The sequence below is a fragment of the Micromonospora sp. U56 genome, from assembly GCF_018070095.1.
In the GTDB taxonomy this organism is placed as follows: Bacteria; Actinomycetota; Actinomycetes; order Mycobacteriales; family Micromonosporaceae; genus Micromonospora; species Micromonospora purpureochromogenes.
Window position 1 is genome coordinate 1 of sequence record NZ_JAGPYL010000182.1, and the last position, 9338, is coordinate 9338.

Below are 9338 nucleotides of genomic sequence, written 5' to 3' on the forward strand. Positions count from 1 at the left end.
GGGCCGACGAGCCCGCTGTGGTCGTTGACCAAGGTCCTGCATCCCGAGCAGGCCGCGGTGCGCACCGTCGAGCAGAGCATCGCCCGCGCCCGCGACGCCGTCGCCGCCGGCCGGCTCGACGACGCCCGACACTGGGTCGACCAGGCCCAACAGGACCTGACCTCGGTCACCGACCCCGCCGACGCGGCCCGGCTGCGCGCCGAGATCGACGCTGTCCTGCGCGACCTGGCGGCGGCGAGCTGCCCCGGCTGGCCCCGGTGTGCCCCGCCTGCGCCGCCCGCGCCGGCCGCCTCGACGACCAGTTCCCCGAGCGCTCCGGCCCCGGCTCCACCCCCGACCGCCCCGGCGTCGCCGTCGGCGCGGCCCTCGCCGCGGCCCAGCTCCGGATCCGGGCTCCTGCCGTCGCTGCCGTCGCTGCCGAAGCTTCCCCTGCCGCCGGCGCCGAGCCCGTCGCTGCTGCCGCCACTGCCGGAGCTGCCGCTGCCCACCGGGGACCTGCTCGGCTGACTGTGAGCATGGCGCGGCGTCGTGCCACCCGGCCGGGTCGGTCGGTCACGGCAACGGATCGGCGCTGCACACCGGCCGCCACCGCCCCGGCCGACCCGACCAGCTTCCGCAGCCACCACCTCGTGCGCCCGGCGGCGCCGGCCGCGGGGCGGGGCCCTCGTGCGCACTGGCGGGGCGCGGTCCGTGACCCCGTACCGACCGGTGACCCCGCCGCCCGACGTCCGCACCTCACACCGCCTCGTCGCGGGGCCAGTGGGGACGGTGGACGGCACCTGACCAGCCGAGCGCGGCGGTCACCCAAAAAATGATGTTGCGCTCTGCCCGTTACCCGCGATGTACAGACATGGCATCGACGCGACCGGCCCGGAACCGGCACGGCAGGCATGCGGTGGCACGATCACCGGCTGATCGACCGCGGTCGACCCGTACGCCTGCCGTCATCGCGCAGGCCACCCCGTCCCTGCGCGGCCCCGGACAGGCGCGGTGCGAAAAGCCTCAGATCGGCCGGACGGCGTTGCCACCATCAGGGAACGGTGGTTGACTGCTGCACCGTGTCAGAAACCCTGATTACCGATAGGTCTGCTATTTCGTGAAAGACGACGAGATGTCCACAGTGACGGCACCGCATCGTCGACGCATGACGTGGCGGCAGCGAGCGGCCCGATGGCTCGATCCCGCGCTCGCGCAGGCGGACGCCGCCGCGGCGAGCCCACCCCTACCCGAGAACCACGCGGAGGACCGCTGGCCGGCGATCTGCGACCAGTTCGCGCTGCGCATCCTCGCCTCGGCGTACCAGATGGGCAGCCACCTCGAAGCGGTGGAGACCGACGAGCAGGACCCGGAACGGCTCGAACGGCTCTACCGCATCGACCACGCGAACACCCGCATCCGCCGCCACGCGGAGAACCTCCAGGTGCTGCTGGGCCGCCGGGTCGAAGACGCCAGCCCGCAGACCGTCACCCTGGTCGACGTGGTCCGGGCCGCCTCCTCGGCCATCGAGCACTACCCCCGGGTCCGGGTCGGACACGTCGTCGACCTGGGCGTCGTCGAGTTCGCCGCCGACGACGTCATCCGGGTACTCACCGAACTGCTCGACAACGCGACCCGCTTCTCGCCGCCCACCTCGTCGGTGGTCGTCTCCGCCTACGTCACCGAGGACGGCAGCGTGCTGCTCCGGGCCGAGGACGCCGGCGTGGGCATCGACCCTGGCCAGCTACCGCAGCTCAACGCCATGCTGGCCGGCACCGCGCCGGCACCGGCCACCGGCAACCCCGCGGCCCACCTGGGCCTGCTCGTCGTCGCGCACCTGTCGCGCGCCCACCAGCTGCGGGTCAACCTCACCGCCCGCCCCTCGGGCGGCACCACCGCGACGCTGCTGATCCCCGGATCCCTGCTCTGCGAGGTGGCGCCCGCCGCCCGGCCGGGGCCTGCCGGCACCGCGCCGACGACGGCGGGCGGCCCGCCACCCGTCTGGGCAGGAATCCCGCAAGGGAGCGCGCAGATGTCCAGGTCCGACGAGAGCAGGCACGCCCCGACGGTGCGCCTGGCCACCCTCGTCGATGCCGCGCCGGCCGGCGACGGCCCGGCCCCGGACACCCGCCCGCCGGAGCCGGCCGGCGGCCTGCCCCGCCGGGTACGCGAGAGCGTACGTGCGCAGACTCCCTCGCCCGGAGCGCACCGCCCGCCGCCACCGGGTACGGCACCCCAGCCCCCGGCCCCAGCGCCCGGCGGTTCTGCCTGGCCCGATGAGACAGCCGACTTCGCCGCCGGCGTCGGCGACGCCCGACCAGCCACCCTCGACGAAGGACACCCCTGATGACCGGACCGCTCGACACGCGCCACCAGCAGGTCGCCGGCCAGAGCCCGCCGGACTGCGCCTGGCTGGTCCGCCAGTTCGCCGACGACGTACCCGGCGTCACCCACGCAGTGCTCGTCTCCCTCGACGGACTCCAGCTCGCCGCGTCCGGTCGGGTGCCCCGCGACCTCGGCGACCAGCTCGCCGCCCTGACCTCCGGGCTGCTCAGCATCGCCGACCGCAGCGCCGCCCTGCTCGACCTGGGGCCGTCGGAGTACCTGACGGTCCGGCTGCCCCACGGGCACCTGCTGTTCATGCGGGTGGGCGAGTCGGCGGGCCTGGCCGTGGCCGCCACGGCCGGCTGCGACCTCCGCGTCGTCGCCTACCGGATGACGCAGTTCGTCGGAGCCGTCCGGCACGCGCTCACCCCGCAGGTCCGTAGCGAGTTGCACCGCCACACCGCCGGCCGGCCGGCCCGCTGACCGTCCCGGAGCCCAAGGAGGTCTCCACCATGCCCACCCCGTACTGGAAGGTGCGGCCCTACGTCCTCACGGGCGGGCGCACCCGCACCCGGCAGCACCTGCTGGTGCACACCCTGGTGTCGGTGCCGTACTACGACGCCGTGTTCGCCTCGGGCCTGCTGCCGGAGCCCCGTTCGCTCTACGAGCACGCCCGCACGACCCGGTCGGTCGCCGAGCTGTCCGCCGTCTGCGGCATGTCGCTGGGGGTGACCCGGGTAGTCGTCGACGACCTCGCCGCGACCGACCGACTGTGCATCCACGGCGACACCGCCGCCTCCCCGTTCGACCACCGCCTTCTGGAGAGACTCCGCGATGGCCTCCGTCAGCTCGCCTGAGTACCCCCTGCCGACCTCGGCGAAGATCGTCATTGCCGGCGGCTTCGGGGTCGGCAAGACGACGTGCGTGCAGTCCATCTCGGAGATTCCGCCGATCAACACCGAGGCGTGGATGACGGCGGCGAGCGAGACCGTGGACCGGCTCGATCCGGGGATCGACAAGACGACCACCACCGTGGCGATGGACTTCGGCCGGCTGACGATCGGCGAGGACCTGGTGCTGTACCTGTTCGGCACGCCCGGCCAACCCCGGTTCTGGCCGATGTGGGACGACCTGTGTCGCGGCGCGGTGGGCGCCCTCGTCCTGGCCGACACCCGACGCCTGGAGGCGTCCTTCCCGGCGGTCAACTACTTCGAGCAGGACACCGACCTGCCGTTCGTGGTCTGCGTCAACCTGTTCGACGGCGTGCTCACCCACCGCCTGGACGACGTCCGGGAGGCCCTCGGACTGTCCGCCCACGTTCCCCTGGTCGCCTGCGACGTCCGGGACCCCTCGTCGGTCGCGCGGGCCCTGGTGACGGTCGTGGAACACACCCTGGCCAGCACCGCCGGCGCGGTCCGGTAGCCCACCCACCTGGAGGTACAGATGCGCAGAATCCTGATCGTCGGGGCCGGTCAGTCCGGGCTGCAGCTCGGACTCGGCCTGCTCGCCGAGGGCTACGAGGTGACCATCATGTCGGCCCGTACGCCCGAGGAGATCCGCCGTGGCTGGGTGATGAGCACACAGGCCATGTTCGCCGCCGCCCTGCACACCGAACGCCGGTACGGCCTGGATCTCTGGACGGAGCAGACGCCGCAGATCCAGGGGCTGCACGTGTCGCTGTCCGCGCCGCCCGGCGAGCGGGCCCTGCGCGTCCCCTGCCCGCTGGACGACCCCGCGCAGAGCACCGACCAGCGGCTGAAGATGGCCGCCTGGCTGGAGCTGTTCGAGCAGCGGGGCGGCACCGTGCACTACCAGGGCGTGACCACGGCCGACCTGGACGGGCTGACCCGGCTCGGCCGGTACGACCTGACCGTCGTGGCGGCCGGCAAGGGCGATCTGGTGGGTGTCTTCGACCGTAACCCGCAGCGGTCGGTCTACGCGACGCCGCAGCGCGGGTTGGCCGTCGCGTACGTGCACGGCATGACGCCGGACCCGCTGTGGCCGCAGCCGCACGTCAGCTTCAACGCGGTGCCCGGGCTCGGGGAACTCTTCGTCATTCCCGCGCTCACCCGGTCCGGACCGTGCGACATCCTGTTCTGGGAGGCGGTGCCGGGCGGGCCGCTGGACCTGTGGCAGGAGCGGCGGGATCCGGCCGAGCACCTCAGGCTGACCCTGGAGCTGACCCGGCAGTACACGCCGTGGATCCACGAGCGGTGCGCCCGGGTGGAGTTGACCGACGGGCGGGCCACCCTGTCCGGCCGGTACACCCCCACGGTGCGCCACCCGGTCGGCGAACTCCCCTCGGGCGGCGCCGTCCTCGGCATGGCCGACGTGGTGATCGCCAACGACCCGATCACCGGCCAGGGCAGCAACACCGCCGCGAAGTGCGCCGACGCGTACCTGCGCTCGATCCTGGAGCGCGCCGACCAGCCCTTCGACCCGGAGTGGATGCAGCGGACGTTCGAGCGGTTCTGGGCCGACACCGGCCAGGCGGTCACCCACTGGACGAACGCCATGCTCCAGCCGCTGCCCCCACACGTGCAGCAGATCCTCGCCACCGCCGCGACCAGTCCGGCGGTCGCCCGCCGGTTCGCCTACGGCTTCTGCGACCCCAACGACCTGGACGACTGGTTCATGGCGCCGGACCGCGCGGAGCAGTACCTGGCCGCGGTGGCCGTCGGCTGACCCGCCCCCCCCCACGCCCGGCCGGCGCCGGTCGGCCGCGCCTCGGCGCATCGGGGGATTCACCTCGCCGGCCGGCCCGGGTACGACCGGGGGCCGGCGTCGGTCAGGGTCCGTGGGGCAGGGGCTCGGCCAGCACCCGGAGGTCCGCCGGCAGTTGCACCATGGCGTCCTCGAACTCCCGGTGTCCGACCACCCGGTGCAGGGTCTGCAGGACGGCCCGCACGCCCCGCTCGGCGACCCCGCGGTCCACCCCGGCGCGGTCGGCCACCCGACGCAGGAACTCGTCGTAGCCGAACGCCTCCGGATCCTCCGTCCCCTTGATCATCAGCGGGCTCAGCTCGTCGGCGAGGTGGCCGGCCAGTGCCCCGGCCTGGCCGCCACTGATCCGCTGCGTAAGGGTGCTCAGGGTGGCCTCGGTCAGGGACCGCGCCGTCTCCGGCGGTACGCCCGCCCGTGCGGCGACCTTCTCGACGAACTTCAGCTCGGCCATGCGATGTCCTTCCCGTGGCGAGGCAGCGTGGCTACCCGCGGCCACCGTCGGCAAACGCTCCGCCGCCGTCGCCCGGCGATCGCGTCCAGTGGCGTTTTGCGCAGTTTTTGCTATTTGCGCGGAAGGTGTCTTGTTCCTGAACAGCGGCGAAGCCGCCTGCTCGACAGTCGAGAGGGGACATCCGGACGTCGCTCGACGGGCCCTCCAGGCCTCCCGCGGTTGCCCGGCCGAGGCCGCTCGCACCACCCTTGACCAGCACTTATGTCGGATCCCATCAGTTGGGGGCGACCGGAAACGGGTGGTATGACTAGAGGTGTCGACCACCGATGGCGCTCGTCGTCACACCCCGGCACCCGCAGCGGGTGCCACCCGGGCAGCGTGGTCGTACGCCTCCGGCAACCGCTCCCGACGGGGTACCCGCATCGACCTCAGGGAATTGCCGTGCAGAGCATGCGAATCTGGCGCAACCGGCGACCGTTCGAGAACGCCGTCCTGGTCACCGCGCCGGTGTGCGGGCTCCTGCTGATCACCCTCAACGTGCGCCCACCCTCGGTGGAGATGGCGATGCCGCGACCGGTCCGGATCGGCTGGGAACTGGGCCTCATCGTCGTCGGGCTGGGCGGCCTGCTCGGCCTGACCTGGCCGGGACGGATCTCCACCGGCCTCGGCATCGAACTGGCGGCGATGCTCCTGCTGGGCACCCTCGCCGGAATGTACTCCGTCGCCCTGGTGGTGATGTCCGGCCGGATGGCGATCGCCGCGACGTCGTTCATCACCGCGGTCGCGGTGGGCTCGTGGTGGCGCGCCACGGAGATCCTGCTCGACCTCCGCAGGCTGATCCGCAACATCGACGTAAACGGCGGCAACTGTCCCACCGGCGGCCGACGATGACGCCGCCGGCCGACACCACCACCGCCCCGCAGTGGGTGCAGGTCGTCCTGTCCGTGCTCGGCGTGCTCGGCGGCGCCAGCGGCCTGGCCGCCATCGCCGCCGTCGTGGCCCAACGCGGCAAGTTCAAGGCGGAGGCGGCGGACATGCTCACCGACGCGGCACTGACCCTCGTGCAACCGATGCGCGTACGGGTGGCGGAGCTGGAGGCGGAGGCACAGGCGGCCCGCGAGCAGCTGAGGACGGCCCGGGAACAGACGGAGCGGGCGACGGCCACGCTCAGCGACCTGCACGCGATGCTCGACCGCTGGTACGCGCTCATCTTCGCGCCCGACGCCACGCTGCGGTCGATCCGCAGCGCCGTCCGGGAGGACCGCCGCAGGCGCGGCGAACAGTGGGACCAGGGGCCCGACCCGACGCGCCGCCGACCCTGACGGCGACCGCTGACGGGCCGGCACCGGGCGGAGTCCGGAGTCGACCATCGCCGGTGCCGTCGATCCGGGCCGGTACGGCCGGCGCTGACCCGGTGCCGTCAGCCCGGCCGCCGCGTCATCGCGGGTCGTCCTCGGCGAACGGGTGCGGCTCGGCGGTCGCGCCGTCGACGACGGGCGGGCCGGCGACGACGTCCAGGCACGCGGTCACGGTGGCGGTGACCCCGTCGACCCCTCGGGTGAGCAGCAGGCCCTCGCTCAGCCGGTGGGCCAGCCACAGGCCGCGTCCCCCGGCGACGTCGACGGGGGGCAGCCGCACCGGCAGCCCTGACGCGGTCGCCCCGTGGTCGCTGACCTCGCAGATCAGCACGTCGTCCTGGCGCCGCAGGTGAAGGTGGCCGTGGCCGCCACCGTGGCGCACCGCGTTGGTGGCCAGTTCGTGCACGGCCAGCACGAAGTCGTAGCCCTCGTCGCCGACGAGTCCCGCGCCACCGACCGCCGCCCGCAGCCGGTGCCGCAGGGCGGTCAGGGTGGCGGCGGTGAAGTCCTCGGACATGAGCACGGACGCCGCGGTCGGCCGGGGGCTCACCAGCCCCGGGTCGAAAGCCGCAGCGTCGTCGTTCACGCTCGCAGATTACCCACGGTAGAAATTTCCGCGACCGTTGCGAGAAGGCAACTACCCGCGGTGATCCTCGTCCAGGAACTCGTCGATCATCGGGGCCAGCCAGTCGGCGCGGTGCGGGATGGTGGTGTGGGTGGTGCCGGGCAGGATGGCCAGGCGGCAGGACGGCAGGCCGGCCAGGTCCCCGGCCACCGCCCCGCCGAGCAGCCGGAACATCCGCACGGCATGCTCGGGCTGGACGATGTCCGAGTCGGCCAGCACGATCATCGTGGGCGCGGCCAGCGCGCGGATCTGCTCGGGCGTCCACTGCGGCAGGTTCGCGTCCAGGACCTTCATCTTGGCGACCAGGTTGGGCCAACCGGCCGGGTCGGGTGCGGTCCGCAGGTACTCCTCGTGGAACTCCGAGCCGTGCAGGTGTTCCGGTTGCAGGTCCTGGATGCCGTTCAGCAGTCCCGGGTGCAGGCCGGCGTCGTCGAAGCTCACCGAGGCGAGCACCAGCCGCCCGACCCGGTCGGCGTGGTCGGTGCCGAAACGCAGCGCGACCGCCGCGCCCATGCTCCAGCCGAACAGGTCCGCCCGCTCGACGCCGAGGCGGTCGAGCAGCTCGACCACGTCGGCGGCGAAGTTCTCCACGGTCAGCGGACGGTCGATGTCCGGGGTGCGACCGTGTGCCTGCAGCTCGATCGCGATCACCCGCCGGCTCTTCGCCAGCAGCGGCAGGATCCTGCCGAACGAGGTGCCGATGCCGGAGAGCGCCCCGTGGACGAGGACGACCGGGCGGCCCTCGCCGGTGCCGTGTTCTTCGTGGTGGATGTCCATGTGCCCACGGTGGGCCACGGCGCTTACGGTCGGCTTCAGATCGCCTTCCGCGTCGATAGGATGGCCGCCGTGCAGTTCGGGGTGCTCGGGCCGCTCGCCGTCAGCACCGACGCCGGCGAGCCGGTCGTCGTACCCGGCACCAAGGTGCGGGTGCTGCTGGCCGACCTGCTGGCCCACCGCAACCAGGTGGTCTCGGCGGACCGCCTGATCGACGACCTGTGGGGCGAGGACGTCCCGGCCAATCCGGCCGGCGCCCTCCAGGTGCGGGTGTCCCAGCTCCGCAAGGCGCTCAACGACGCCGAGCCGGGCGCGCGCGAGCTGGTCGAGTCACGGCCGCCCGGTTACCTGCTGCGTACCGGCGCGGTGGACGCCGACCGGTTCGCCGAGCTGGCCACCGCCACCGACGTGGACCGGCTGACCGCCGCCCTCGCGCTGTGGCGCGGCGACGCGTACGCCGACGTGGCCGACGCCGAGTTCGCCCGCGCCGAGGCCACCCGCCTGGCCGAGCAGCGCCTCCTGGTGCACGAACGGCTCGCCGACGCCCGGATGGCCCGCGGCGAGCACGACCTGGTCGCCGCCGACCTGGCCGAGCTGGTCGCCCGGCACCCGCTGCGCGAGGGTCTGCGGGCGTTGCAGATGCGCGCGCTCTACGCTACCGGCCGCACCTCCGAGGCCCTGGACAGCTACGCCGACCTGCGCGACCGACTCGTCGACGAGCTGGGCCTCGACCCGGGTCCGGAGCTGGTCGCCCTGCACCGCAGGATCCTCGAACAGGACGCCGGCCTGAGCGCCCCGCCGAAGACCGCGATCATCCGGAACAGCCTCCCGGCCCGCCTCGACGGGCTGGTCGGGCGGGCCGAGGCGCTGACCGAGCTGCGCGCCCTGCTCCCGCAACAGCGGCTGGTCACGCTGGTCGGGCCGGGCGGGGTCGGCAAGACCCGGCTGGCCACCGAGGCCGCCCGCGAGCTGGTCCTCCCGGACGGCGCCCACCTGGTGGAGCTGGCGCCGCTGCCGGTCGGCGACCCGCGCGTCGCCGACGAGGTGCTCGGGGCGTTGGACCGGCGCGAGGCGGCGGGCGCCAGCGTGTCCGCCGTCGACCGGC

At 73.6% G+C, this 9338-nt stretch carries 12 protein-coding genes; 9 read left to right on the forward strand and 3 right to left on the reverse strand.

The window, feature by feature from the left end; all coding sequences use genetic code 11:
- The 6 genes from KBX37_RS32215 to KBX37_RS32240 all read left to right on the forward strand — a co-directional run.
- On the forward strand, nt 1–507 hold a 507-nt coding region (locus tag KBX37_RS32215; protein ID WP_210779611.1), incomplete at its 5' end, for a hypothetical protein.
- Between the two features lie 637 nt (nt 508–1144).
- Nucleotides 1145–2323: a sensor histidine kinase KdpD gene (locus tag KBX37_RS32220; RefSeq protein WP_210779612.1), complete on the forward strand. Its 1179-nt coding sequence runs from the start codon at nt 1145–1147 to the stop codon at nt 2321–2323.
- Nucleotides 2323–2784 carry a roadblock/LC7 domain-containing protein gene (locus KBX37_RS32225; RefSeq protein WP_210779613.1) on the forward strand — a complete coding sequence of 154 codons (462 nt, stop codon included), beginning with the start codon at nt 2323–2325 and terminating at the stop codon, nt 2782–2784. Before KBX37_RS32220 ends, KBX37_RS32225 begins: the two co-directional genes overlap by 1 nt.
- Before the next feature lie 29 nt (nt 2785–2813).
- Nucleotides 2814–3158 carry a DUF742 domain-containing protein gene (locus KBX37_RS32230; RefSeq protein WP_154936744.1) on the forward strand — a complete coding sequence of 115 codons (345 nt, stop codon included), beginning with the start codon at nt 2814–2816 and terminating at the stop codon, nt 3156–3158.
- Complete coding sequence (locus tag KBX37_RS32235; protein WP_210779614.1) at nt 3136–3723, forward strand: ATP/GTP-binding protein; 588 nt, start codon at nt 3136–3138, stop codon at nt 3721–3723. The genes KBX37_RS32230 and KBX37_RS32235 overlap by 23 nt, the downstream gene beginning before the upstream one ends.
- Nucleotides 3724–3744: 21 nt before the next feature.
- On the forward strand, nt 3745–4986 hold the full coding sequence (locus tag KBX37_RS32240; RefSeq protein WP_210779615.1) for a styrene monooxygenase/indole monooxygenase family protein: 1242 nt from the start codon (nt 3745–3747) through the stop codon (nt 4984–4986).
- Between the two features lie 103 nt (nt 4987–5089).
- Here KBX37_RS32240 and KBX37_RS32245 read toward each other — a convergent pair whose 3' ends face one another.
- Entirely contained in the window at nt 5090–5476 is a 387-nt protein-coding gene (locus KBX37_RS32245; RefSeq protein WP_210779616.1) for a DUF2267 domain-containing protein, read from the reverse strand.
- Between the two features lie 441 nt (nt 5477–5917).
- On the opposite strand from KBX37_RS32245, the gene KBX37_RS32250 reads away from it, so the two are divergent.
- Together KBX37_RS32250 and KBX37_RS32255 are read left to right on the forward strand one after the other, a co-directional pair.
- A complete protein-coding gene (locus KBX37_RS32250) occupies nt 5918–6367 on the forward strand; it encodes a hypothetical protein (RefSeq protein ID WP_374103936.1) in 450 nt (149 codons plus the stop codon).
- Nucleotides 6364–6798, forward strand: a complete 435-nt coding sequence (locus KBX37_RS32255; RefSeq protein WP_210779617.1) for a hypothetical protein — start codon at nt 6364–6366, stop codon at nt 6796–6798. The genes KBX37_RS32250 and KBX37_RS32255 overlap by 4 nt, the downstream gene beginning before the upstream one ends.
- 115 nt (nt 6799–6913) lie before the next feature.
- Here KBX37_RS32255 and KBX37_RS32260 read toward each other — a convergent pair whose 3' ends face one another.
- The gene (locus tag KBX37_RS32260; RefSeq protein ID WP_210779618.1) at nt 6914–7420 is read right to left on the reverse strand and encodes an ATP-binding protein; all 507 of its coding nucleotides are present in this window, start codon (nt 7418–7420) and stop codon (nt 6914–6916) included.
- Between the two features lie 51 nt (nt 7421–7471).
- Complete coding sequence (locus KBX37_RS32265; protein ID WP_210779619.1) at nt 7472–8236, reverse strand: alpha/beta fold hydrolase; 765 nt, start codon at nt 8234–8236, stop codon at nt 7472–7474.
- Between the two features lie 60 nt (nt 8237–8296).
- Here KBX37_RS32265 and KBX37_RS32270 point away from each other — a divergent pair.
- On the forward strand, nt 8297–9338 hold a 1042-nt coding region (locus tag KBX37_RS32270), incomplete at its 3' end, for a BTAD domain-containing putative transcriptional regulator (protein ID WP_247659416.1).

Bases quoted from the DNA above. Each gene is read 5' to 3' on its own strand.
- KBX37_RS32220 (WP_210779612.1), top strand. From the start codon at position 1,145: ATGACGTGGCGGCAGCGAGCGGCCCGATGGCTCGATCCCGCGCTCGCG.
- KBX37_RS32225 (WP_210779613.1), top strand. From the start codon at position 2,323: ATGACCGGACCGCTCGACACGCGCCACCAGCAGGTCGCCGGCCAGAGC.
- KBX37_RS32230 (WP_154936744.1), top strand. From the start codon at position 2,814: ATGCCCACCCCGTACTGGAAGGTGCGGCCCTACGTCCTCACGGGCGGG.
- KBX37_RS32235 (WP_210779614.1), top strand. From the start codon at position 3,136: ATGGCCTCCGTCAGCTCGCCTGAGTACCCCCTGCCGACCTCGGCGAAG.
- KBX37_RS32240 (WP_210779615.1), top strand. From the start codon at position 3,745: ATGCGCAGAATCCTGATCGTCGGGGCCGGTCAGTCCGGGCTGCAGCTC.
- KBX37_RS32245 (WP_210779616.1), bottom strand. From the start codon at position 5,476: ATGGCCGAGCTGAAGTTCGTCGAGAAGGTCGCCGCACGGGCGGGCGTA.
- KBX37_RS32255 (WP_210779617.1), top strand. From the start codon at position 6,364: ATGACGCCGCCGGCCGACACCACCACCGCCCCGCAGTGGGTGCAGGTC.
- KBX37_RS32265 (WP_210779619.1), bottom strand. From the start codon at position 8,236: ATGGACATCCACCACGAAGAACACGGCACCGGCGAGGGCCGCCCGGTC.